This is a genomic window from Alteromonas sp. G4i13, from assembly GCF_054960505.1.
In genome coordinates, this window is sequence record NZ_JBHNYX010000024.1 from 53,604 (window position 1) to 79,955 (window position 26,352).

At 44.7% G+C, this 26,352-nt stretch carries 21 protein-coding genes; 18 read left to right on the forward strand and 3 right to left on the reverse strand.

Annotation, left to right across the window (positions count from 1 at the left end; all coding sequences use genetic code 11):
* Positions 1-57: 57 nt before the first annotated feature.
* Entirely contained in the window at positions 58-222 is a 165-nt protein-coding gene (locus ACFI6J_RS13050) for a hypothetical protein (protein WP_014948812.1), read from the forward strand.
* Between the two features lie 99 nt (positions 223-321).
* Here ACFI6J_RS13050 and ACFI6J_RS13055 read toward each other — a convergent pair whose 3' ends face one another.
* From ACFI6J_RS13055 to fadI, 3 genes are all read right to left on the reverse strand, one after another.
* The gene (locus tag ACFI6J_RS13055) at positions 322-519 is read right to left on the reverse strand and encodes a hypothetical protein (protein ID WP_014948811.1); all 198 of its coding nucleotides are present in this window, start codon (positions 517-519) and stop codon (positions 322-324) included.
* A 207-nt stretch (positions 520-726) separates the two neighbouring features.
* Entirely contained in the window at positions 727-2,868 is a 2,142-nt protein-coding gene (fadJ, locus tag ACFI6J_RS13060) for a fatty acid oxidation complex subunit alpha FadJ (protein WP_014948810.1), read from the reverse strand.
* A 19-nt stretch (positions 2,869-2,887) separates the two neighbouring features.
* Entirely contained in the window at positions 2,888-4,198 is a 1,311-nt protein-coding gene (gene fadI / locus ACFI6J_RS13065) for an acetyl-CoA C-acyltransferase FadI (RefSeq protein WP_014948809.1), read from the reverse strand.
* A gap of 428 nt (positions 4,199-4,626) precedes the next feature.
* On the opposite strand from fadI, the gene ACFI6J_RS13070 reads away from it, so the two are divergent.
* From ACFI6J_RS13070 to ACFI6J_RS13150, 17 genes are all read left to right on the forward strand, one after another.
* Positions 4,627-5,583 (forward strand): AAA family ATPase, encoded by a 957-nt coding sequence (locus ACFI6J_RS13070; RefSeq protein WP_061485195.1) that lies wholly within the window; start codon positions 4,627-4,629, stop codon positions 5,581-5,583.
* A gap of 3 nt (positions 5,584-5,586) precedes the next feature.
* The gene (locus ACFI6J_RS13075; RefSeq protein WP_462586204.1) at positions 5,587-6,561 is read left to right on the forward strand and encodes a DUF58 domain-containing protein; all 975 of its coding nucleotides are present in this window, start codon (positions 5,587-5,589) and stop codon (positions 6,559-6,561) included.
* Complete coding sequence (locus tag ACFI6J_RS13080) at positions 6,561-7,223, forward strand: DUF4381 domain-containing protein (protein ID WP_342314304.1); 663 nt, start codon at positions 6,561-6,563, stop codon at positions 7,221-7,223. Before ACFI6J_RS13075 ends, ACFI6J_RS13080 begins: the two co-directional genes overlap by 1 nt.
* Positions 7,216-8,292, forward strand: a complete 1,077-nt coding sequence (locus tag ACFI6J_RS13085; protein WP_168462737.1) for a vWA domain-containing protein — start codon at positions 7,216-7,218, stop codon at positions 8,290-8,292. The genes ACFI6J_RS13080 and ACFI6J_RS13085 overlap by 8 nt, the downstream gene beginning before the upstream one ends.
* Positions 8,292-10,388, forward strand: a complete 2,097-nt coding sequence (locus ACFI6J_RS13090) for a vWA domain-containing protein (protein WP_462586205.1) — start codon at positions 8,292-8,294, stop codon at positions 10,386-10,388. Before ACFI6J_RS13085 ends, ACFI6J_RS13090 begins: the two co-directional genes overlap by 1 nt.
* Positions 10,389-12,209, forward strand: coding sequence for a BatD family protein (locus ACFI6J_RS13095; protein WP_462586206.1), 1,821 nt, complete (start codon positions 10,389-10,391; stop codon positions 12,207-12,209).
* A 205-nt stretch (positions 12,210-12,414) separates the two neighbouring features.
* Positions 12,415-14,268, forward strand: a complete 1,854-nt coding sequence (locus tag ACFI6J_RS13100) for a DUF885 domain-containing protein (RefSeq protein WP_462586207.1) — start codon at positions 12,415-12,417, stop codon at positions 14,266-14,268.
* Between the two features lie 116 nt (positions 14,269-14,384).
* Positions 14,385-14,942 carry a sigma-70 family RNA polymerase sigma factor gene (locus ACFI6J_RS13105; RefSeq protein WP_039233340.1) on the forward strand — a complete coding sequence of 186 codons (558 nt, stop codon included), beginning with the start codon at positions 14,385-14,387 and terminating at the stop codon, positions 14,940-14,942.
* Positions 14,935-15,639: a DUF3379 family protein gene (locus tag ACFI6J_RS13110; RefSeq protein ID WP_014948800.1), complete on the forward strand. Its 705-nt coding sequence runs from the start codon at positions 14,935-14,937 to the stop codon at positions 15,637-15,639. The genes ACFI6J_RS13105 and ACFI6J_RS13110 overlap by 8 nt, the downstream gene beginning before the upstream one ends.
* 411 nt (positions 15,640-16,050) lie before the next feature.
* Positions 16,051-17,811: a GGDEF domain-containing protein gene (locus ACFI6J_RS13115; RefSeq protein ID WP_462586208.1), complete on the forward strand. Its 1,761-nt coding sequence runs from the start codon at positions 16,051-16,053 to the stop codon at positions 17,809-17,811.
* Between the two features lie 116 nt (positions 17,812-17,927).
* Positions 17,928-19,433 carry a sodium/proline symporter PutP gene (putP, locus tag ACFI6J_RS13120; protein WP_039233331.1) on the forward strand — a complete coding sequence of 502 codons (1,506 nt, stop codon included), beginning with the start codon at positions 17,928-17,930 and terminating at the stop codon, positions 19,431-19,433.
* A gap of 265 nt (positions 19,434-19,698) precedes the next feature.
* Positions 19,699-20,613, forward strand: coding sequence for a sulfate adenylyltransferase subunit CysD (gene cysD / locus ACFI6J_RS13125; RefSeq protein ID WP_462586209.1), 915 nt, complete (start codon positions 19,699-19,701; stop codon positions 20,611-20,613).
* Positions 20,613-21,209: an adenylyl-sulfate kinase gene (cysC, locus tag ACFI6J_RS13130; RefSeq protein ID WP_049585841.1), complete on the forward strand. Its 597-nt coding sequence runs from the start codon at positions 20,613-20,615 to the stop codon at positions 21,207-21,209. Before cysD ends, cysC begins: the two co-directional genes overlap by 1 nt.
* Positions 21,209-22,000, forward strand: coding sequence for a 3'(2'),5'-bisphosphate nucleotidase CysQ (gene cysQ / locus ACFI6J_RS13135; RefSeq protein ID WP_458733585.1), 792 nt, complete (start codon positions 21,209-21,211; stop codon positions 21,998-22,000). Before cysC ends, cysQ begins: the two co-directional genes overlap by 1 nt.
* Position 22,001: 1 nt before the next feature.
* Positions 22,002-23,417, forward strand: coding sequence for a sulfate adenylyltransferase subunit CysN (gene cysN, locus ACFI6J_RS13140; RefSeq protein WP_014948795.1), 1,416 nt, complete (start codon positions 22,002-22,004; stop codon positions 23,415-23,417).
* A gap of 16 nt (positions 23,418-23,433) precedes the next feature.
* The gene (locus tag ACFI6J_RS13145) at positions 23,434-25,158 is read left to right on the forward strand and encodes an SLC13 family permease (protein WP_014948794.1); all 1,725 of its coding nucleotides are present in this window, start codon (positions 23,434-23,436) and stop codon (positions 25,156-25,158) included.
* 277 nt (positions 25,159-25,435) lie between these two features.
* Positions 25,436-26,140 carry a YIP1 family protein gene (locus tag ACFI6J_RS13150; protein WP_069943952.1) on the forward strand — a complete coding sequence of 235 codons (705 nt, stop codon included), beginning with the start codon at positions 25,436-25,438 and terminating at the stop codon, positions 26,138-26,140.
* The last annotated feature ends 212 nt before the right edge of the window (positions 26,141-26,352 follow it).

The window sequence follows — 26,352 nt, forward strand, 5'->3', positions numbered from 1 at the left end:
GACAAATATAAAAAATCGGTTTTGTTTGTTCGTTCAAAATAATCAGAGGAAATTAACATGTTAAAAGAGTACGCAGTTGCACTAGTACTTTCTACCGCTACCCCAGTTGCTGCCGACAAGCAAGAAGGCGCTAAACAAGCTCCTGAGTCGCAAAAAGAAACCATCTCTCAACCAGAGTATGTTAAGCCACAATCTGGTGGTGGCTACGGCGTTGGCTTCTAATCTGAAGCACAGTATTTCAAAAAAAGAGAGCAACGCTCTCTTTTTTTATACCTGTATTTTACGCCCCACTTACTTATTTCAGCAGACCGCTAGGAAAGACTACGCAGAAATATAAAGGTTGTTAAACCCTACTGCATTGCGCCAATGTATATGGCGAGAGATTGAGAACATGGGCAGTAAGATTGGACCTAACACAAAACCCGCTATCGCCCACTTTTTCGCGCTCATCCCCCATTTAAACGCTTCTACATAAAAATATAGAGAGAAGATAACGCTTAATACTACGAGTGAAATCACACTGCCTCCGCCTGTTTGACCTAGTTACGTGGGGTTACTTGTCCCCATCAATTATTCAATTTAACTTACTGATAATTGACGCCAACAATTTGACACGTTCATTTTTTAACCGCAGGAATTCTACCCAAAATAGAACAATAAACCAGCAAAAATACCCATTAGACATAAAAAAACCGGGCAACGCCCGGCTTTTAACATTTTATAAACTTAGCTGTAAAACTTTTGATCGTTTTCTGCCATTTTTACTAACACTTCAGCAGGTGCAAATTTATCACCTACAGCAGTAGCATAATGGTTTAAACGAGCAACAACGTGTTTAATTCCCAGTGTATCCATATAGCGGAACGGGCCGCCTAAGAATGGAGGGAAACCAATACCGAAGATAGCGCCAATGTCGCCGTCGCGCGCATTACGGATAACGCCTTCGTCTAAACAGCGCGCTGCTTCATTAAGCATCATTAATACACAGCGTTCAGCAACTTCTTTTTCGCTTAGTTTGGCAGAAGGCGATAGCCCAAGTAATTCGTAGATTGATTCATCCACTTCTTTACCTGGTTTTTTGCCTTCATAAGAATAAAACCCTTTTTGGTTTTTCTTACCCTTTCTGCCGTCTGCAAGTACTTTATCGAAAGCACTTGGCGCAGTGAAGCGCTCGCCGAACGCCTCTACAAGGAATGGGATAATCTTAGTACCAACATCAATGCCCACTTCATCAAGTAGTTTCACAGGGCCTACAGGGAAGCCAAACTTAACCAATGACTTATCGATGTGCTCAATAGGCTCACCGTCAAGAATGAGGTTTGCCGCTTCATTCATGTACGGCGCTAAAATACGGTTTACGTAGAAACCCGCACCGTCTTTAACAACTACCGGCGTTTTGCCTTGCTTTTTAGCAAACTCTACCGTCGATGAAATGACTTGGTCAGACGTTTTATCGTGAGCAATAACTTCGGCCAACGGCATTTTGTCTACTGGCGAGAAGTAATGTAGACCAATCACGTTTTCAGGTCGTGCTGCTTTAGCTGCAATTTGTGTAATTGGAATAGACGACGTATTAGACGCGAAGATCGTGCTTTCTTTGCAGTTCTCTTCAATATCCGCCACCATTTTTTGCTTAAGATCTAAATCTTCAAAAACCGCCTCAACCACGATATCAGCATCTTGGTAGCCACTATAATCTAGCGTACCGGTAAGAAGCGCCAACTGTTTCTGCATTTCACTATTGCGCATGAAACGCTTCTTCACCTTTTTGTTTAAGATGTCATAGCTATATTTCATTGCATTGGCTATGCCTTCAGCACGCACGTCTTTAATACGGACAGGTACACCGGCTTTGGTCGACGTTACATAGGCGATACCACCACCCATTAAACCACCGCCAAGCACACCGACTTTCTTCATTTTTTCAGGTTTAACACCTTCAACGCCGTTTTCTTTCTTCATTTCTGTCGTAGCGAAGAAAATCTGACGTAACTGGAAAGATTCCGGCGTCATAACAAGCTTACCAAAGGCTTCAGCTTCGGCTTTAAGCCCCGCTTTCATCCCTTCGTTCATGCCTGTTTCAATTACATCAATAATGTAACCTGGCGCTGGATAATTACCTTTGGTTTTGGCAAATGTCGCTTCGCGCGCTTTTTTGAACATCATGTTACGGCCCGGGCCGGTTTTCTCTAACACTTTGTCCATCACACTCTTTTGCGGCGCTTCTCTTTCTGGTTTGCGTTTAAGCGCAAACTGTTCAGCTACCTTTAGCAAAACACTGTGAGGTACCACATCATCTACAATACCGTACTTTTTAGCTTGCTTAGCGCGTGCTGGAGACCCAGTAAGCATCATTTTCATCGCTTGCTGAATGCCAATTAGGCGAGGAAGGCGCTGAGTACCACCACTGCCTGGCAACAAGCCTAGCTGCACTTCCGGTAGACCTACCTGAGTGCTAGGTGAATCGGTACATACACGGTAGTGACACGCTAATGCTAGTTCTAAACCACCGCCTAACGCTGGGCCGTGAATAGCCGCAACAAAGGTAGCCTTCATGTTCTCAATTCTATCGAAAATGGCTTGGCCGCCAGCGGCAATCGTTGTGGCATCTTCCGCAGTTTTACACGCTGCTAGCATGGTGATATCGGCACCTGCTACGAATGAGCTTGGCTTGCCGCTTGTTAACACCACACCTTTGATGCTGCTGTCGCGTTCAATATCATCAAGCATGGCAGATATCTCATCGCCAAACTCAGCTTTAAGCGTATTCATGCTCTCGCCAGGTACGTCCATGCTAAGAATAGCAACGCCATTATCTTGCTTAGTTAACGTAAATGCGCCTGATGTTGGCTGAACTTCATTTGTCATTTCTTGTTCCTGACTCATATTATTCTGTCTCCACAATCATTGCGGCACCAAGACCACCCGCAGCACATGCAGTAAGAAGACCTGTACCACCGCCACGGCGATTTAGTTCGTTAAGCATTTGCGTGATCATACGTGTGCCGGTTGCGGCAAACGGGTGACCGTAGGCAATTGAACTACCCATTACGTTGAACTTGTCCATGTCAATTTCGCCCGTCGCTTTGTCGCGGCCTAGTTTCTCTTTAGCGAACTTGTCACTTGCGAACATTTTAACGTTCGCTAGGGTTTGGGCTGCGAACGCTTCGTGCATTTCAATTAGCGTTAAGTCATTTAGCGTCATGCCTGCGCGGTCTAGCGCAATAGGTGTCGCGTACGACGGCCCCATTAGCATGTCTTCCCACACGTCGATTGCCGAGAACGCGTAGCTCTTAATGTAACCAAGCGGCGTATAACCTAGCTCTTTCGCTCGGCTTTCTGTCATCATAAGCACTGCAGAGGCGCCATCGGTAAGCGGTGTAGCGTTTGCAGCTGTTACCGAGCCGTACTTTTTATCGAATACTGGGCGAAGTTTCGCGTAGCCTTCAAGCTTAGAATCGAAACGTACGTTGTTATCGCGCTCAAGCGCACCTTTATACGGTTCTGCGTAAGCGGTCATCACTTCGCTAGACAGCTTGCCTGCTTCCCAGCTTTCAGCGGCTAGGCTGTGCGAGCGGTGTGCGAGCTTGTCTTGTTCTTCACGAGATATTTGATGCGTTTTCGCCATTTGCTCTGCCGTTTGTCCCATCGACAAACCGGTTGAGTACTCTGCTACCGCAGGAGGAACAGGCGCTAGGTCTTTTAAGCTTAAACGCTTGAAGATGTTTAGCTTTTGGCCAAGGGTCTTGGTTTTCTGTAAATCAACCAGCGCACGCGCAAGATTCTTAGAAACCCCAATAGGTGATACCGACGTTGAATCAGCACCACCAGCAATGCCTACCTGTACCGTGCCTGCCATCATGCTTTCAGCGATGTTTACCGTTGACTGGAAGCTCGTCGCACATGCACGAGATACGCTGTAAGCGTCGGTATGAATATTCATGCCCGTGCCAAGCACGATTTCGCGCGCAATGTTTGGCGCTTCAGGCATTTGTACTACTTGACCGTAGACAACCTGGTCAACCCATTCTTTTTGAACACCATGGCGAACGAGAAGTTCGTTTACGACCATTTTACCTAGATCAACAGCCGGAACACCGTGGAAATATGTAGCCATTTTCGCAAACGGAGTACGCAACCCCGCGACAATGGCGATGCGATCACCCTCTCGGGTAGTAACTGATTGTTTTGTTGCCATAATGCACCTAAATTAATGACCGACTTTCGTTTGAGCTTATCGCCCGAAGTGGTCTGACCTGTAATAAACCCGATTTTTACAAACAATGAACAAAATAGCAAATAATGCAGGGTTAAGGGCAACATAAATGAAACTAAAGTTTGCCCTGTTTACAAATTTTGACCGTTTTATGCTATCGAAATTTAAAAAGCTTGCTTTACATCCAACCGCATATCGCATTTTTATTACTGTTTGACGACTTGAAGAAAGATAGAATGAACCTTATATGGAAATGAAAGTCTGTTTTGTGTCATTGTGACGGGCTAGAGCTATCTAAATTAATATGTAATTTACTTTTTAGCTAAGCGATCACTTTATAAGATATTTAATAAATCTATCGTTCAAATGACACTTCCTGATAACGAGAACTCAAACGGAAATTTTGCATTATGGCAGCAGCGCAATTTCAACAGTTACACGCTTATTTAGACCAACAGATTATTGGTCAGCATGCGTTAACCAAAAGCCTTCTAATCGCTCTTTTGGCCGACGGCCACCTTCTGGTAGAAGGTCCTCCAGGGCTTGCAAAAACACGCGCAATCAATGCACTTGCTAATGGTATTGACGGCGACTTTCATCGCGTACAATTTACCCCAGACCTTTTGCCTGCCGACTTAACCGGTACAGACATATACCGTCCCGAAACCGGTGAGTTTGTTTTTCAAAAAGGGCCACTTTTTCATAACTTAGTGCTAGCCGACGAAATCAACCGTGCCCCCGCAAAAGTGCAATCGGCCCTGCTTGAGGCCATGGCGGAACGTCAAATTACGGTAGGCAGTAAAACCTACCCTCTTCCTCCGCTATTTTTAGTAATGGCAACGCAAAACCCGCTAGAACAGGAAGGAACTTATCCACTACCTGAAGCACAGCTAGACCGATTCTTAATGCACGTGGACATCGATTATCCTGACGCCGAGACAGAATTAGAGATATTGCGTTTAACGCGAGGTGAAGCCCTCTCAGAACCGCCTGTTACGCCACCAACGCTAACTCAAGACGATATTTTTACGTCGCGTAAAGAAGCGTTGTCTTTGTATATGGCGCCTGAGTTAGAACAGTATTTAGTTCAATTGATTATGGCCACACGTCAGCCTGCAAATTTTGACGCGGAATTAGGCCAGTGGATAGCGATGGGAACAAGCCCTCGAGCAACCATCAGTCTAGATCGCTGTGCACGCGCTCACGCATGGCTTAGCGGCAGAGATTTTGTTGGACCTGATGATATTCAAGCTGTGGTTCACAACGTGCTTCGCCACCGAATTATTCTGTCATATCAAGCCGAGGCTGAAGGCGTAACGATTAACGACGTACTTGATAAGATTGTTGCAACTGTCGCAGTCCCTTAAGTTATGGTGAATGTACAAGCGCAGCTAGACAAGCTGCAAAGTAATGGCGTCTCGTTGTCTACAGCAGAATTATTACGCTACCAGCAGTTAGCTAAGTTGTTTAGTTTGGCGCCTAAACGTATGCCACAAGCTAAACTTGCTGGAAGTTATCTCACCAAGCACAAAGGCCGAGGCATGGAGTTTGATGAGGCCCGGCATTATCAGCCCGGTGATGATATTCGCGCTATTGATTGGCGCGTTACTGCGCGCACGGGTAAAACTCACACTAAAGTGTATCGGGAAGAGCGAGAGCGCCCGGTTTTTCTATTCTGTGACTACCTACCTTCAATGGCATTTGGCACGCAGCTGCTTACTAAAGCGGTGCAAGCCGCGCATGTATCTTCATTAATAAGCTGGTCTGCTGCCGCTCGTGGCGATAAAGTTGGCGCACTGGTATTTAATCAGCAACAGCACAAAGAAATTAAACCACTAACTCGCAAAAAGGCCGTGTTGCACGTGTGTCATGAACTTATGGCATTGCACGAACAGAGCGCGCAATCTGAGCCGGACAAAGACCAAGACGAACAAGCTTTTGCCGATGCGTGTGCTAGGGCAAGACGACTAGCAAGGCCGGGGAGCCTGGTTTATCTCGTGTCAGACTTTCAGCATTTAAGTACCCAAGCTATTCAACACTTGAGTCACTTAACACGACACTGTGAAGTAAGGGCTATCGTAATTAACGATCCAATAGAACACGCCTTGCCACAAACCAGTTCACTACAAACCGTCAGCGTTTCTGATGGCCGAAACCAACAACGCTGGGTGTTAGGCGACAATACCGAGCAACAGCAATATCAAAAATGGCGCAGTGAACACAACAGCGCAATTTATAGCGCCTTGCGCAAAAACAATATCGCTCGATTCAGTGTTTCAGCGGGCCTTCCTTTAGACGAACAGCTTCAAAGTATGCAACAAGAACAAAGGTTGGAGCTTAATTAATGCAAAGCAGTATTTTTTCAACCCATTTTTTATCAAACTTTCTATCTAGTTACACAAAATCAGCTGCTCAATCGATGCCGCCGGCAAATCAAATGCCAGTGCCCCCTCAGCAGCAAGACCCACTAGCTCAACTGCGCGATATACACGTACCTACAGAGGTCAACATTTGGCCATTAGATTGGGGTTGGTGGGTCGCTATCGCAGTAGTCTTAATTACTCTATTTTACCTATATAAAGTTATCACTGCTCACATACGTCACAACAAGGCGCGCAAGCAAGCTTTAGCCTTACTTGAAACAATTTCGGCACAACAAAGCAATTGGCCCGTGGCGTTAAACTCAATTCTAAAACGCACGGCTATGAGCTATTACCCAACTCAGCAAGTAGCTGGGTTATACGGTAAACAGTGGCAAGCGTTCTTAACCTCTGCATTGAAAAGTAGTGATAGAAAACTTGAAAGTGATTTAGGTTTGTTAGTAAGCAATGTTTATCAAGCCACCCCCAACCCTAGTGATTTTGAAACCTGCAAAGGGGCAGTAAAAAACTGGCTTTCAAAAGCCAAACTGCCAAAAAACAAGGGGGCTTACGGCGGTGTGAATGATGGCGGTCTAAACGATGGTAGCGCTCATGATAAGCAAACCAAGGAGCCGCATCATGCTTAATTTTGCTTGGTGGTGGGTCTTTTTTGTACTCCCCTTGCCTATTATCGTACGCCTGCTTTCTAAAAAAGCACAAGACATGCCTATGGCTGCATTGCGGGTTCCTAATTTGCGACCTGGCGATGTGTCAGAGCAAACCCAGTTGAAACAAACCAAAATACCGCTGTTGGTAAGTAGCTTGATATGGCTGCTGCTAGTGACGGCTGCCGCGCGCCCTCAATGGTTAGGAGAGCCTGTTAGCATACCAAACGAAGGTCGAGAAATGATGTTAGCGGTAGACTTATCGGGTAGTATGAAGATAGATGATATGCAGCTAAATGGCCGACAAGTTAACCGTTTAACCATGACTAAGTCGGTGGTTTATGACTTTATTCAGCGTCGCGTTGGCGACAGAATTGGCCTTATCTTATTTGCCGATACCGCGTACGTTCAAGCGCCGCTTACCTATGACAGAGATACTGTTTCTACACTTCTGAGTGAAGCTGTCATTGGGTTGGTTGGCGAACAGACGGCTATTGGCGATGCGATAGGTTTAGCGGTGAAGCGCTTTGACGAACGGGAAGAGTCTAATAACGTTTTAATTCTTCTTACCGATGGGCAAAATACTGCAGGGAATATTACACCCGAGCAGGCGAAAGAGTTGGCAATTAGTAAGGGTGTGAAGGTTTACACTATTGGTGTGGGCGCAGATAAAATGCTTATCCAAAGCTTTTTCGGCAGCCGACAAATAAACCCGTCGCAAGAACTTGATGAAGGCATGTTAACCGACATTGCAACTAGCACTGGCGGCCAATATTTTAGGGCTCGAAATGCCCAGGAACTTCAAGCTATTTATCAACAACTTGACGCGCTTGAGCCTATTGAAGGTGAAACGCGTAAGATGCGTCCATTGAGCGCACTGTTTTACTATCCCCTTGGCGCGGCAATATTACTGTCAGCACTATGGGCATTTTTGACGGTTCTTTTATCAACATTTCGTTGGTTCGCACAAAGACGAATTAACTCGTCCCAGCCACACCCGAACTCAGCTGATTCAATACAAGCAGCGCAAACAAACAGGGAGACGAAGTAATGGAATTCGACTTCTTAGACCAATTTCATTTTTTACGCCCCGAATGGTTTATCGCACTCGTTCCCCTGATGCTGCTCGTGCTTTTAATTAGAAAAACCACGGCTAAGCAATCTGGCTGGCAATCTGTGATCCCTTCTCACCTATATCAATACATGGTGATTGGAAAAAACGAAATGGGCGCAAAACCTCCAATGTGGATGCTTGCTCTTGTGTGGATTATAAGTGTGATAGCACTCGCTGGCCCAACATGGGAGCGCCTGCCGCAGCCGGTTTACCAGTTGAAAATGGGACACGTTATAGTCATAGATATGTCGCTTTCAATGCGCGCTACCGATATGACGCCAGACAGGCTAACTCGCGCTAAATATAAAGCGATAGACCTAGTCAACGCTATTGGTGAAGGTGAAATGGGCTTGGTTGCTTACGCTGGCGATGCGTTTGTCATTAGCCCCTTAACCCAAGACGCAGGAAATATCACAACCCTAATCCCTAGCCTGTCACCGGAAATTATGCCCGTTCCGGGCAGCGACCCTCTCCTAGGTATAGAGAGTGCGTCAGAGCTTCTCACGAATGCCGGATATAACTCAGGCATGATCTACTGGATTACTGACGGAATAGAGTTAGAACAACAACAAGAGCTTCAAGAGTATGTGGCTTCTATTCCTTTTACAGTAAATGCACTTACCATTGGGACATCTGAAGGCGCGCCTATCCGCCAGCAAAGCGGCGAGCTATTAAAAGACTTCACCGGCAGCATCGTTATACCCAAGTTAAACGAAGGCGCAGTGAAAGACGTGGTTAAAACGAGCGGCGGACGCTTTGAATCCTTTACATCAAACGACACCGACATTGATGCCCTCGCCTCGGTATCTCTGCTTGATAAAAGCGACAGCGAAGAGAACGAAGAAGAGAGTAATTTGCAAGGAGACCAGTGGAAAGAAGTTGGCCCTTACTTGCTGCTTATACTTCTACCGTTTGCCGCCTTTGCATTCAAACGCGGGTTAGTTTTCATCGTGTTAGTGGGTTTACTTAGCCCCTCTATGATTAAAAACGCCCATGCTCTGCAACGTGACCAAGCCTCAGAAATTGCTGGCACATCACAAGGCATAGGCATGTCACAAGGCATAGGCATGTCACAAGGCATAGGCGCACCAGAAGATTCTCTAGAGATGGCAAATCAACCTGATTCACTCTCATGGTGGCAAACGCCATTTATGAATGACAACCAAGAAGCATTAAACAGCTATCAAAGAGGCAAGTACAAAGACGCCGTTAATCAGTTTAATGACGACACTTGGAAAGCATCATCACTTTATAAATCAGGTGACTACGAAGGTGCATTAAATGCCTTCAAAAACATTCCTGGTCCCGAGAGTCTTTACAATCAAGGCAATGCACTGGCAAAACTCGGTAAGCTTGAAGACGCTATTAAGAAATATGATCAGGCGTTAAGCGAAGCCCCCGATTTCGACGATGCAAGAACCAACAAAAAGATTGTCGAGGATTTGCTGAAACAGCAGCAACAGCAGAATCAGGAGCAAAACCAGAACGAAAATGGCGATGATGGCGAACAGAGTGACTCGCAGGATAATGGCCAAGATAGCCCTGATAACTCTGATAGCCCCAATAGCAAACAGCAATCAGGGGACCAGAACAATCAGGAAGGTTCAAACGAGCAGAATGGTCAGCAAGACGATAATGAGGGTCAACAGTCTGACCAAAGCCAAGCTAACGATGAACAGCAAAGTGGCGGAGATAACTCACAACAGCCTGATGATTCCGAGATGAACAGTCAGAACGAGTCATCAGACTCTCAGCAGCAAAATGCAGAACAAGAGCAGTCTGACCAAGGTGATGGTGCACAGCAAGACAGCGCGCAAGCACAAAAAGACGAACAACAAGCAGAGCAGGAAGCACAGGCAATGCAAGGTCAAGAAACCGAGCTTACCGACGCAGAAAAAGAAGAGCTGCAGCGAATGGAGAGTTTAATGCGCCGCGTGCCAGACGACCCTGCATTCCTACTAAAACGAAAAATGCAATTAGAAGCACAAAAACGTCAGCGTCAACGTATGCCTTCAAACCGGAGTGATTGGTAGATGAGAGCCTTATTACAGTCTACACGTATAGTTTTTTTATTAACCCTACTCTTAAGTACGGCGGCTTATGCCGATGTAAATTCGCTGGAAGCCACCATTGATAGAAACCCTGTCATGTTGGATGAAGCCATTCGCTTAACGGTTACCGCAGACGGCAGCGCGGACAGAGATGCATTCGACAGCTCTCCTCTGCTTAAAGACTTTGTGGTAGGAAGAACATCCGTAAGTAGCCAAACCTCAATCGTCAATTTTGACACCAAGCGTACCACCGTTTGGACGACTACGTTATTTCCTCGTAAGGAAGGCACGTTCACCATTCCTTCATTAACCATTGAAGGTAAATCAACCAAGCCTATTCAAGTCAAAGTAATACCAGTACAAGAACAAAGTAATGTCGCCCGAGACTATTTTGTTACCACTGACATCGACGTGAAAGAGGCCTATTTAAATCAGCAGCTGCTTTACACGGTTAAGCTGTTTCTTTCTAGCAATATTGAGCGCGGCAGCCTACAAGCGCCAGAAATGCAAAATGCGGAAATCACCCAGCTGGGAGAAGATAAACAGTATACAGATATCGTAAACGGTAGAAGGTATCAGATTATAGAGCGTCAATTTGCTGTTGTGCCTCAAGCATCCGGTGAATTCACGCTAAGAGGCCCTATCTTCACAGGCGAAGTTATGGCAGCTAATACTAACCAACGTTTTGGCTTCTTTAACCGTACCCAGCAAATCAATCGCGTTGGGCCCGACATTACGGTGAACATTAAGCCCATTCCTCAGGGTATAGATTACCCTTGGTTGCCTTCTGAAATGGTGCGAGTGGATGAAGAATGGCCGCAAGGTGATAGCTTTGTAGCAGGTGAGCCAGTGACGCGTATTATTACGCTAACCGCATTGGGCGTAGTAGAAGAGCAGCTTCCTGATATTCCTGAGTTTTATCCGCCAAACTTTAAGCTGTACCCGGATCAATCAAACACAACGACAGTTGAAAAAGATCAAAGCTTAATTTCACAGCGCCAAACGTCGCTGGCGATAATACCTACGCAGCCGGGTAACTTTGTCTTACCTGAAATTACTATCCCTTGGTTTAATACGCTTACTCAGCAAACTGAGTATGCCACTATTCCCGCTCGCTCAATTACGGTAGCGCCAGCGTCTGGCGCAAATAATGTCAATACTCCTAATATTCCAAATACCCCATCAACCACTAGTACAGGCACTGGAGATATTCAAAACGATATACCGTCAACAGCAACACAGCCTAACGCTAGTGCTAGCAATGAGGATAAACCATTAGACAGCGCTTCAGGTGAAGTCAATACTGACGAAAATACCCAGCTTAATTGGATGGTAACTGGTGCACTACTTGTACTGTTCGTCATAGCGCTTACAGGATGGTTAGTTACCTACAGAAAGCTTAAAAAGGCTCAGTTTATGGGACCTGGGATCACTAACAAAACCGGTTCTGCACAGCGCCTCCACTCTTATGCTCAGTGGGATGAAAAAGCACAGTTTCAAAACCTAATGTCAGTAATAAAGGCAAAGGACACACGTTTACTTACGCCTGCTCTTAAGCAGTGGATAAACGCGTTAACTTCGGGTAACGCGCAACTTTCGCAGTTTGAAAGAATCAACGCTAGTGTTAATGAGCTCTATGCACTGCGCTTTTCAGCCAATAAAGCTGACGCTAACACCCAATCTAAACAGGTCATGAAAGCTTTAGATAAACTTTCACATGAAGCTAAGCTTGCCCGCAGCGAATGGAAGCAAAAAAGTGAAGGGAACAATAACACGCTATCTGCCTTATATCCTGCTTCATAAAACGCATTTCATTTGCCAATACACTAGAATTTGCGTAATGAAAGCCCTTGCAACTAGCTAAATCTCAGTGACAAGGGCTTCGTAACAGAAATGTTTGCGTTTGAGAAACAGACGAGCCTTTGAGCCTTATTGTCCTCTTTAAGGCTTATTAATCTTTGAAGCTTTAGCTTATAAAAATAATCAATTAAACGCGACGGGGAATATAATGAAGAAAACACTAGTAAAGCTAACGCCAATTGCGTTGGCCATTACCACGCTTACGGCTTGCTCTCCTGCAAGTGAAACCGCTAAAACAGCGCCAGAACCTATTAAAACAGAACAGCCAGCCGGGCAGTCTGAATCAGAGCGCCTTAATGCGTTCTTCGAACGTACTTTTGAAGAAGATCTTAAGCGTTCGCCATTATTTCAAAGTTACTTGGGTAAAAAATGGGACTATGACAAATGGGATGACATCAGTGACGAAGAAGCTGATGCTCGCATTGCTATCGCCAAAAACCGACTAGAAAAGCTTAATAGTTTTGACACCAGTCAGTTAAGTGAACAGGAACAGCTAAGCTTGCGCCTGTACAAACTAGGTATTGAGCGCGATTTAGCTAACGACGAATTTCGACATCACCGTTACATTGTACATCAGTTCCGCGCCGCACATACACAGGTGCCTAGCTTCCTTATCAACATTCACAGCGTAAAGAGTAAAGAGGACGCTAAGGCCTACATTGGACGACTAGACAATGTACGTACGTACTTTGATCAAGTTATCGAACAAATGAAAGTTCGCGAAAAAGCCGGCGTATTCCCCCCTGCATGGGCCTACGATCAAATGATTGATGCGTCAAAAAACGTGATTACCGGCGCACCGTTTGATTCTAGCGAAATACCTTCAACTATCTGGGAAGATTTTCAAAATAAAGTAAATAGCCTGGATATTACAGAGGCGGAAAAAACGACGTTATTAGGTGAAGCGAAAGCCGCTTTGGTAACGTCAGTCATGCCGTCATACGAGAAGTTTATCGAAGAACTCGCTCATCAAAGGGAAATCACGCCTGAAGGCGATGGTGTGTGGCGCTTACCCAATGGTGATCAATGGTATCAGAATCGTCTAAACTGGTTTACCACTACAGACCTTACCGCTGAAGAAGTCCATCAAATTGGCTTAGACAATGTAGAGCGCATACACGATGCAATGCGCGACATTATGAAACAAGTGAAATTTGAAGGCACCCTTCAAGAGTTTTTCGTTTTCATGCGTGAAGACGAGCAATTCTATCTACCTTCAACAGATGAAGGTAGACAGCAATACCTTGATATGGCGAAAACAGCCATAGACGACATACGAGAGGCGATTCCTGAATACTTTGGCATTCTTCCAGAAGCGCCAATGATTGTTAAACGTGTTGAAGCGTTCCGCGAACAGTCTGCGGGCAAGGCGTTTTATCAAAGCCCGGCGCAAGATGGCAGCCGCCCAGGTATTTATTACGCAAACCTTTATGACATGAAAGCAATGCCTACTTATCAGTTAGAGGCGCTGGCGTATCACGAAGGCATCCCAGGTCACCACATGCAGCGCGCTATTGCACAAGAGCTAGAAGGTGTACCTCAATTCCAGAAATTCTTGAGCTTTACCGCATACACAGAAGGTTGGGGCCTATATACCGAAGAACTTGCAAAAGATATGGGCTTTTATAAAGACCCTTATTCTGATTTCGGTCGTCTAGCCATGGAGCTTTGGCGCGCTTGCAGACTTGTGGTTGATACGGGTATTCATGCGAAAAAATGGACGCGTGAAGAAGCCGTAGATTACCTTGTTGAAAATACGCCAAACCCTGAATACGACGCGCAAAAAGCCATTGAGCGCTACATTGCTATGCCAGGTCAGGCTACGGCCTATATGATTGGTAAACTTAAAATTATGGAACTTAGAGAGCATGCCCAAGCTGAACTTGGTGACAAGTTTGATTGGAAAGGCTTCCATGACGAGGTGTTGAAGTACGGTCCAGTCCCACTTTCTATTTTAGAAGAAAACATTAATGCTTGGATTACTTCCCAAAAACGTGCCTAGCTTTTCGAACTAGGTGCTCTGATCACTGGAAATAAAATGAAAACGCGCCTTTCGGCTAACGAAATGGCGCGTTTTTTATGCCATAGTGAGAAAAAATTAAGTTTTTGGATTTTTTTATGTTTGGGCGAAATAAATCTGATAATGCTCAGGTCTTATCGGGTATGAAAGCAAAACACCAAAGATATGAAGCATTAGTAAAGGCATTTCACGCCGACATCTACCGCTATGCATTTTGGCTTATCAAAGACCAGAGCATTGCTGAAGATGTTGTTCAGGAAACCTTTTTACGTGCTTGGCGCTCATTAGACGCCCTAAATGATGAAAAAGCAGCAAAGTCATGGTTAATTACCATCCTTCGCCGCGAAAACGCCCGTCGGTTTGAACGCAAACAGTTCGACACAGTAGATATTGATGATTGCCATATTCAAGATGACACACAGCATGCTGATGGGGACTTGAAAGATAGAGAGCTTCAGCGACTATTAGGTGGATTGAGTGTGGAGTATCGTGAACCCTTAATACTCCAGTTGATTTTCGGTTTTAGTGGCGAAGAGATCGCCAACCAGTTAGGGCTTAACAAAAACACGGTAATGACTCGCCTTTTCAGAGCGAGGAATCAGCTAAAAGAGGCATTAGAGAAGCAAAATGAACAGAGAGGTCGTGTAAATGGATGAGTTAGAATTTAGGCGTCGTATCTACGCCGATCCAGAAACGACTGACAGTGATGTTGTAGAAGCGGCAAAAGCGGATGAAAGTAAACGCAGTTTCTGGAATGAACAAAAGCAGTTAGATAAGCAATTAAAGCAAGCATTGAAAGTCGATGTACCAGAGGATCTCGCAAGCAAGCTAATATGGCAGCAGTCTGCAGACGAATTCACCCGTTATAAACGCAGAAGTCGCTGGTATTTAGCCATGGCTGCATCGGTTGCTTTCACTGTAGGTATCGGACTTACCATGTGGTACCACCAACCGCTTAGTATTGGCGGACAAGCACTTGCCCATATGCAGTACGCAGAAATGGAACACGCTCATTCGTTGCTTCCTGTTGATTTGAATATGGTTAACGCAAAGCTAGCAAGCTTTGGTGGCAGCTTTAGCGAAATGCTCGACGGTGTAGAGGTCGCAAACTATTGTCATTTGAGCACAGTTAGAAGCCTTCATCTGATTGTGAATACGCCGCAAGGCAAGATGTCGGTATTCGTAGTACCTGAACGTGGAGATGTCTCAGTTCCAAGCGAGTTTGCCGATGGTCAGTACCATGGAGAGAGCATTAAAATGAAGCATGCCAATGTAATGATTGTTGGCGATAAAGATGCTGATTTAAGCGATATGAAAAAGGCGGTGTCAGAAAGGATTCAATTCTCTGCTTAACACACGTTAAGTAACTGTAAAGTGTTCCAAAAAAGTGCGTATCTTTAGCACTTCCCTTCGTCGGCCCCTATGGGCCGATTTTTTTTGCCCAAAATTAAGATGAAACCCTGTTCAATAAAACTTATACTCCGACTTAAAGGTTAAAACGTCCGTTTTAATTTCAGTTAATCACTTCATTCACTTACCCGCAGTAAAGAGGTCTCCATCACAATGAGCGCTTGGTTTCGTTTTACAAGTATGATGATTTGCACACTTTTTATCGCGTGTATCAGTCCCTCTACTAACGCCTTTCAAGATAAATATCCGACCAACATTAGGCAAAAAAAGTTAAATTCATATAGCCACCTTGCCGCCGTAACAATTTATCATTGGAACAGAAGCTCGGAAATAGATAACAAGCAGATTTCAACTATGATTGAGAATCTGAACATACAAGACGATATCAGTAGCGAAGGGATAATTTTTAGACACATATTGGCTACAGCCACGGCAAACGAAACTCTCGAACCACGAGTACCAATTTTTGTAAAATCCCCCCTATTGGATTCTCACTGGCAAGAGTTAAAGGCGCTCAACCCTGAGTTATTCTCAGCTGCGAAAGCGTATTACATATATGCTAGAGCCGTTAATGACTTTGACGGTTCACCACTGCGCATAAATTCAACTGTTCCAGCACTAAGAAGATTGAAGTTAGAAGCGCTAGATACAGGAAACCGAGTCGCTACAGCTATAGCTAGTATTTGGCTTTCAATGGAACTCACTCTAGCAAGCCCAATACAGGCAATTAATGAAATTGAATATTCATTGCTCTATTTACCAACGCGTTCATCAACGCTTTCATTGGAGAACGCGCTTGACCGGGCTACTGCTCATCAATGGCTTAGAGCAGCGTACGTAGAGTTATCGGTGCCTAGCAGGGCGTATTTTCACGCTATGAGTATCATTGAAGAAAGTAACAAAAACGATAAAGCCTTAACGCTAGCTTACTTCGCTGCTATAGACGCGCTGATGTTTCAGTCCGAATACTCAAGAGCATTAGAGCTCGCGAACAAAGCGCTGATTACCGCTCAAAACCGGAATTCAGAACATGAAAAATTCATAATTCTATTTCAAAAACTGAAGGTCTTGCTTCAAGGCTTTCGAGGATCGCAAGAGAGTGAAATAAATTCGACATTAGATCAATTGAATTCAATAGATATTGACGTAATTGAATCTAAATCCAAAGAGCTCTCCTACCTATTTCAATCCTATGTAGCAGCATTGCAAAATAGACAGAGTGTTTTAGAAACCGCCATTAGCAATTATAAGCGATCGTTAAACGACTCTTTACAATCGTCCGAATTCAAATTAGAGCGAAAGATACGGGGAGAACTTGAACTTTCCAGACTTTACGATTTTATTGGTGACTACGAAAAAGCATATGAGCATTCGAAAACCTACAATAGGCTTCTTGTTGAAAAAAACACTGAGCAATTCAAGTTATCAAATTCTTCGTTTACCGACGGCATTGCGAAAGATATCGAGTTAGCGCGATATCGACAAAAAGAACTCACTGTGCTCAGAAGTGAAAAAGATGGCCTTTCTACCGACAAAGAAGCAATGAAAACCACCATTTTTGCGTTGATTATCACAATTCTCATCATTCTTGCACTATGGCTATGGATTTCAAAACGACAGAGCGACTTGCTAGCTGAGCGTGACTCACTTACCGGCGCTCTCACGCGACGAGCTATGCTAAACAGTTTGAAAAAAGCACTGAAAGGCAATAAAGCGTCCTGTATTGCTCTACTTGATGTCGACAACTTTAAAAAGATTAATGACAAATACGGCCACGTTGTCGGTGATGAAGTGTTGACTACCTTTACGCAGATTATCAAAAACCGAATTCGTAAGTCAGACAAGCTCTGCCGATATGGCGGCGAAGAGTTTTTGATTTACTTTTCCGACTCCGACCAAAGGTCTGCTAAGCGAATTCTGGACGAGCTGAATTTCGCGCTTTCTCGCCAGAAACACTGGAGCAATACAAAAGAAATGTTTTCCGTGAGTTTTTCTTCGGGTCTGTTAGACGTCAACGGAGAAACCAACCTAGACACCATTATCAAGATGTGCGATGAGCTTCTCTACAAAGCCAAAAGAGAAGGTCGAGCGCGCGTTGCATCTTTTCCAATTTAATCTTTCGCCAAACTTTATTTACGAATTACCGTATAGAAAACATGCAAGGTCGCTGACTGACATAGAGACTCTATGTCATAGGTGTTAGCATGAAAGAAAAAACATAGGGAATTTATATGGCTACTGGCACGATAATCTCGTTGGGTTTGTATTTTGTTGTAATGTTAGGGATAGGCCTTTTCGCTTATCGGCAGACAGACACCAACGTAGAAGGCTATATGCTTGGCGGCCGCCAACTAGGCCCCGCGGTAACCGCGCTTTCAGCAGGTGCATCGGATATGAGCGGATGGATGCTCATGGGCTTACCCGGTGCAATGTATGTATCAGGCTTATCTGCTGGCTGGATTGCCGTTGGTTTGACACTCGGTGCTCTGGCAAATTATATGTTAGTTGCTCCACGCCTTCGCGTTTACACTGAAGTAGCCAACAACTCCATTACCCTCCCCGACTATTTTGAAAATCGCTTCGCTGACAACACGCGTTTATTGCGCGTTATAGCCTCTGTGGTTATCGTTGTCTTCTTTACGCTTTACACCTCTTCTGGTGTGGTAGCTGGCGGAAAGCTCTTTGAGACATCATTTGGATTAACTTATGAGACCGGCTTATACGTCACCGCGGGTGTCGTCGTAGCTTATACCCTCGTAGGCGGTTTCATGGCAGTAAGCATGACCGACTTCGTTCAGGGGTGCATCATGTTTGTATCTCTCATTATGGTACCTGCCGTTGTTATTAGCGAGTTGGGTGGAATCGGCGCGTCAATTGACGCCTTAGATACCATTAATCCGGCGCTTTTCGATGCATTTATGGATGCGTCTACCAATGAAGCACTAAGCGTAATAGGCATTGTATCACTGATGTCATGGGGCCTAGGTTATTTTGGTCAGCCTCATATCATTGTGCGTTTTATGGCGATACGTTCTGTTAAAGATATACCAACTGCGCGCAATATCGGTATGAGTTGGATGATTGTGTCGATTATTGGTGCGTTAATGACGGGGCTTTTCGGCCTTGCCTATGTAACAGGTAACGGAAACGAAATCGATCCAGAAACCGTCTTCATCTACTTATCTCAAATTCTATTCCACCCGCTCATCGGTGGCTTCCTGCTCGCTGCGATTTTAGCGGCGATCATGAGTACTATTTCTTCTCAGCTGTTGGTAACCTCAAGTTCACTAACCAGTGACTTTTATCAAGCCTTCCTAAGACGTGATGCGTCAGATGGCGAGCTCGTTATTGCTGGTCGAGTCAGCGTAGTAGTTGTCGCGCTTGTAGCAATCTATCTAGCTTATGATAGAGACAGCACCATTTTAACGCTTGTAAGTAATGCTTGGGCTGGCTTTGGTGCAGCCTTCGGACCGCTTGTACTATTTAGCCTGTTTAAGCGTGAAATGACTCGCCGTGCTGCATTAGGTGGTATGATCGTTGGTGCAGTGACGGTGTTACTGTGGATTTATCTTCCTATTGAAATCGGCGGCCAAAAGCTTGGTGACTGGATGTACGAAATTGTCCCTGGGTTTATTTTATCTAGCTTAACCATCATGATTTTAAGTAAATCTGGCTCGCCAAGAGAAGGTGTGGTCGATACGTTCGACGCTTTCCAGACCAAATTGAGTGAAAGGTAAGCGAACGATACGAAATAAGTCATTCGCAACGAAAGTGAATAACAAGCCCTGTTTATATTACTAAACAGGGCTTTTTTCTTTTTATAGGCCTTGAAAAAAGTGGCTTATGCTTCAATTGCATGACAGTTTTATTTAATGGAATAAGATAGCTATTTTAAATAGCAAAATCGCATACTACTTTTGAAATTAAATATGTTATCGTTCTATGCAGAAAAATAACCCATATATAACTTTTTTGTATATAACATAAAATTCGGACTTCAAAATGACTACTAGTATCCCGTCTGTAACGCATTTGAAACAACTCGAAGCCGAGAGTATCCAGATTTTCCGTGAGGTTGCTGCTGAGTTTGAAAACCCAGTTATGCTTTACTCTGTAGGAAAAGACTCTTCTGTACTGCTTCACCTTGCCCGTAAAGCGTTCGCGCCCGGCAAAATTCCTTTCCCACTATTACACGTAGATACCACGTGGAAGTTTGGTGAAATGATTAAGTTCCGTGACGAACAAGCTAAGAAGCACGGTTTTGATTTGCTTGTTCACATCAATGAAGAAGGTGTTGAAGCTGGCGTTGGCCCATTTAGCCACGGTTCAGCAAAACATACTGACATCATGAAAACCCAAGCACTTAAGCAAGCACTGAACAAATATAAGTTCGATGCTGCATTTGGTGGCGCTCGACGCGACGAGGAAAAATCACGTGCCAAAGAACGTGTTTACTCATTCCGCGACAGCAACCACCGCTGGGACCCAAAAAACCAGCGTCCAGAGCTTTGGAATATTTATAACTCTCAGGTTAATAAAGGCGAAAGCATTCGTGTATTCCCAATGTCTAACTGGACTGAGCTAGATATCTGGCAATACATCTACCTAGAAAACATCGATATTCCGCAACTTTACCTTTCTAAGCCTCGCCCTGTCGTTGAGCGCGACGGCGTTCTTATTATGGTTGACGACGACCGTATGCCGCTAGAAGAAGGTGAAGTACCAGAGATGCGCTCTGTGCGTTTCCGTACTCTTGGCTGTTACCCACTTACCGGTGCGGTAGAATCAGAAGCAGCTACCCTACCTGAAGTTATCCAAGAAATGCTGCTTACCAAGACGTCTGAACGTCAGGGCCGAGTTATCGACCATGACAGCGCAGGCTCTATGGAGAAGAAGAAAATGGAAGGGTACTTCTAATGGCCACCGACAACGTTGTTTGGCATAAACACGAAGTAAACAAGACCACCCGCTCTGAAAAGCTTGGTCAAACGCCTCGTGTATTCTGGCTAACGGGTTTAAGCGGCTCTGGTAAATCGACATTAGCCAACCTGCTTGAGAAAAAGCTTCACGAGCAGAACAAGCACACCTATCTGCTTGACGGCGACAACGTGCGCCACGGTCTGTGTGGCGATTTAGGTTTCAGCGATAAAGATCGCGTTGAAAACATTCGCCGCATTAGCGAAGTCGCAAAACTTTTTGTCGATGCCGGTACCATTGTGCTTACCGCTTTTATCTCGCCTTTCAAAGCCGACCGCGATTATTGCCGCAGCTTAATGGAAGACGGAGAGTTTGTAGAAGTGTTTGTCGATACACCTCTTGAAGTGTGTGAAAAACGCGACCCGAAAGGGCTATACAAGAAAGCGCGTAGCGGTGAAATTAAGGACTTCACAGGTATTGATTCAGCCTATGAAGCACCTGAAGCGCCAGAAGTACACTTAACCTATCAGGATGAACCAGCAGAGCAAACCGCTGAGCGATTGTATGCTTTGCTTCAAGAAAAGGGATTGGTGTAATGACACAGCCTTTAAATAGTCTTGCACAGAAAGTGCTAGCTATCGCCAAAGAAGCCGGCGATAAGATAATGGCCATTTACGAGAAAGACTTCGCCATTTATGAAAAGCAGGATACCAGCCCGCTAACAGAAGCTGACCTTGCCGCACATAACGTAATCGTTGACGCCCTTGAAGCTGAATCTAACCTACCGATTCTTTCTGAAGAGTCAGCAGATATTTCATGGGAAGAGCGCAAAACGTGGTCGTCATACTGGCTGGTAGACCCGCTAGACGGCACTAAAGAGTTTATTAAGAAAAACGGTGAGTTTACGGTAAATATTGCACTTATCGAAAACGGTAAACCGACCATGGGTGTGGTTTACGCGCCAGCACTAAACAAAAGCTATGTAGGTATTGTTGGTGAAGGTGCGTGGACTGAAGTAAATGGCGAATTTTCCGCTATTTCTGCGCGCAAGCACGATGGTGCCGAAGTGTGGAAAGTGGTAGGTAGTCGTTCTCACCAAAGCCCAGAAATTCAGAATTTATTGGCACAGCTTAAAGGTGAAACCGAGCTTGTGGCGATGGGTAGCTCACTGAAGCTTTGCTTGGTGGCTGAGGGCGAAGCACATCTTTACCCTCGATTAGGCCCAACATCTGAATGGGATACAGGTGCAGCGCACGCAGTTGCACTAGCAGCAGGCGCAAACGTAACCGTACTTGACCCTGAAAACCCATTAGATGACAACGCTGACGCTCTTACGTACAACCAAAAAGAGTCTGTGTTAAACCCCTTTTTCCTTGTGAGCGCATAACATGAACAATGAAAACGAATTACTAAGACAGGATATTCTGTCTTACCTAGAACAACACGAAAAGAAAGACATGCTACGTTTCCTTACCTGCGGTAGCGTAGACGACGGTAAAAGTACCCTAATTGGTCGCTTACTTCACGATTCTAAAATGATTTATGAAGACCAACTTGCAGCTATCACTAAAGACAGCAAAAAAGTGGGCACTACCGGCGAGAAAGTTGACCTTGCTCTTCTTGTAGACGGTCTTCAGTCTGAGCGTGAGCAAGGGATTACTATCGACGTAGCATACCGCTACTTTTCTACTGACAAGCGTAAGTTTATTATCGCAGATACTCCGGGGCACGAGCAGTACACCCGTAACATGGTAACCGGTGCGTCAACGTGCGACCTTGCTATTATTCTTGTTGATGCTCGCGGCGGCGTTAAGGTACAAACGAAACGTCACTCGTTCCTGGTTTCTCTTCTAGGTATAAAACACGTTATTGTTGCTATCAACAAAATGGACTTGATGGACTATTCAGAAGAAGTGTACAAGCAAATTCAGGAAGACTACCTGAAGTTTGCTGAGCAGCTTGATATTCCTGACATTCAGTTCGTACCTATTTCAGCACTTGAAGGCGACAACGTAGTAGGCAAGAGCGAAAAGACACCATGGTTTGACGGCACGCCACTTATGGAAATGTTGGAAAACATTGAAATTGGTGAAGACGATAACTTAGAAGATTTTCGCTTCCCTGTACAATACGTTAACCGCCCTAACTTAGATTTCCGCGGCTTTGCGGGTACCGTGGTATCTGGCCAAGTTGCACCTGGTGATGAAGTAACGGCACTTCCTTCTGGTAAGAAATCAAAGGTGAAGCAAGTCGTTACGTTTGAAGGCGACCAAGAGCGCGCTTATGTACCTCAAGCAGTAACGTTAACGCTAGAAGATGAAATTGACATCTCTCGTGGCGATATGATTGTAAAATCAGACAACTTGCCACTGCTTAACACGCAATTTAAAACTCACCTTGTGTGGATGTCTGAAGAGCCGCTAATGCCAAACAAGCAATACTTGTTTAAGTTCGCGACTAAATCAACGCCAGGGGTAGTTGCTCATATCGATAATCAAATTGATGTGAACACGTTGGAAGAAACGGATGCCATGCACTTAAATCTTAACGAGATTGGTGTAGTAGATGTTAAGTTTACTCAACCTGTTGCCTGCGACCCGTATAAGCGCAACCGCCCTACCGGTTCATTCATCGTCATAGATCGCTTGACCAACGGCACTGTTGGTGCAGGTATGATCATTGACGAAATTGCGGGTGACGCACAGCATACATCACCAAACTTCTCTGAGTTCGAGCTTGAATTCAATGCACTAGTACGCAAGCACTTCCCGCATTGGAACTCTGTGGATATCAGTAAACTTTAAGCAGGACTGGAGCAATATGGATGTGACCCAGTTCATCGTACTGGCAGTATTTGCCGGTACGATATGCGCGCTGATCTTTACCAATCAGCGCCCTTCCACTGTGTTTTCTGGTGCAGTGTTAGCTTTACTGGTTACCCAGCAGTTATCTCTTGATGACATCTTGCTAAATTTAACAAACAAGGGGCTTATTACCCTTGTTTTGTTGCTTTTGGTAAGCAGTGCAATTGATAAAACAGCGCTAATAAAACGCCTAGGTAGGAAACTAGTAAGTGCTAACTTTACTCAATCCTATTGGCGCTTGTTTTCACTGACCTTTTTATCGTCTGCGCTTTTGAACAATACTGCTATTGTGGCAAGCCTTATTGGTCCAATTAAGCAAAACCAATATCATCCTGCCTCTCGATTACTGATCCCGCTCTCGTACGCAGCTATTTTAGGCGGTACGGTCACCTTAATCGGTACGTCTACCAACCTGATCGTAGACAGCTTTTTGCAAGAGCACGGGCATCCAGGCTTTAACTTTTTTGACTTCACACTTTATGGCACCGTAGCGGGTTTAAGCTGTGGTCTACTCATGTTTTTATTACTGCCTTTGCTACCTCATATTGGCAATAAGAGTAATAACTATCACGAGTATATGGTTGAAGCCGAAGTGGAGTCTGGTTCAGAACTCATAGGCAAAACCGTAGAACAAAACCATTTACGTAACTTACCAGAACTCTTTTTGGTAGAAGTGGTGCGCAATGGCAACCTGATATCTCCTGTTGGGCCTGACCTGGTCATTCTGGAAAACGACAAACTGATCTTCTCTGGCAACGTTCAAAAGCTTGATAATCTTAGCCACATAAAGGGGCTAAGCATGTTTGCTGAGACCGATGGGGTATTGCGTGAGAGCTTAACCGAGGTAGTTGTTGCCAATCGCGCTCAAGTTATTGGGCAAACCATTAAAAAACTTGGCTTTAGAGCCCTGTTTGATGCGGCCGTTGTAGCCATTCGCCGCGATGGAGAGCAGCTGTCAGGCAAGTTAGGAGAAATTAAGCTTCAAGCAGGTGACTTCTTACTTTTAGCTACAGGCCCAGACTTTGCGACTCGTCAAAATTTAAATAAAAACTTTTTTATTTTGTCAGAGCAAAAAATAGCCCGCCCACTAACCAACAAGCAAGAGTGGATTACCCTTGGCGGCTTCCTTTCCACGGTGTTATTGGCTGCAACTAATGTCATTTCACTGGCTATTGGTCTGCTGTTTTTAGCCGCTGTGCTAATTGGCGTAAGGGTAACGTCAAACGGCGAAATGAAACGAAATTTACCATTGAATTTGATTGTTGTGATTGTAGGCGCGCTAAGCCTGGCAACCGCATTAGAAAATTCAGGGGTTATTAATATAACCACCGAGGCACTTATGCCGGTGTTGTCGGGTACTGACTGGTTCATAGCATTGTTAGTCATCTACTTGCTAACACTGGTTTTAACAGAGTTCGTTACCAACAACGCTGCTGCAGCGTTAATGTTCCCGTTTGCCTACGGGTTAGTGCAAATCATTGGCGCACCGCTAATGCCATTTGCTTTAGCGGTAGCATTTGCAGCAAGTGCCAGTTTTATTTCACCGTTCGGCTATCAAACCAACTTGCTTGTTTATAATGCGGCGAATTATAAGTTTTCGCATTTTATAAAAATTGGACTGCCTATTTCGCTGTTGTATAGCACCATAGTTTTGACACTGCTTAATATTACTTATTTGTAAGGTCTTGCGGCGCGTTTTGAGAGGACATAGAAAATCACCAAAGATAGAGCAGCAATCAGCAGTATTACGTAAAGGGAAGCGAACGCTTCCCTTTTTTTATTTATAACCTTTCAATACATTCATTTTCTCTTACAAATATCAAGATGTTGTGCTGTACAACACCTGTAGCCAACAGTAATCTATAACTCAATTTATTGCCTGCCTGTTGGCAAGCTAACAATGACTCATGGCTTTACCCAGAGCCAGAGTAATAAGAAAAATGAAATAGGAGCAAGGGATGCACAATGTAACGAACCCCTTTCAAGCGTGTAACGATATTTTCTTCAAGCCTAATGGCGTATTTAAAGCAGTAGGTGAAAACAACAATTGGAGCTGGATGCCATTTATTTTGATCATGGCTATTTCACTTGTTTCCCAGTACTTGTATGTAAACTTCGTTGACATTGAATGGTTCGCTCAGATGAATATTGCCGCGCAAGGGGATATGAGTCCGGCAGAAGAAGAGCAAATGAAGGCATTCTTCACCAGGGATGCTTTGCTTTGGTCATCGGTTATAGGTGCCTTTTTTGTTCCTATTATCGTAAACGCCATTTACGCCGTGTACGTGAATTTAATGACCCGGTCTGACGACAGCCATGTGTATGGCTTTACTGACTGGTATGGTTTCGCTTGGTGGCTTTCAATGCCTTATGTGCTTACTGGTTTAGTGGGTGTTGCTTTGCTGTTGTTCGCAGGCGACCATCAAGTAGCGCCATCAATTTTATCGCCAGCGTCCCTTGGGTATATTGCGAATATCCCTATGGACTCGCCTTGGTACGCTTTCGGCCAGGCGTTAAGGGTAGAGCTATTCTGGGGCATTTATTTAGCCACCGTAGGCATTACTCAATGGACCGCCTTTTCTCTTAAAAAAGCGGCATTAATTGCAAGTGCACCTTATATTGTCATCTATGGCATCTGGTTGATTGCCCTCGCCTTGTTCTAATTAACCTTGCGAATGTAACGCGCCCGCTATACGAAAAGTGCGCTGTGCTATTAATACAGTAGTTATGAATATAATGATTGTGATTACAGTGTTTTAGTACAGCGTTTCTATAAACTGGCCGCGCAGCCTCACCTTAAAAAGACGCCCCCTTTCATTTCTTTCACTACCCATGAATAGCATCATTGCCGCTTTTGTCGTCACAAGAAGTATCA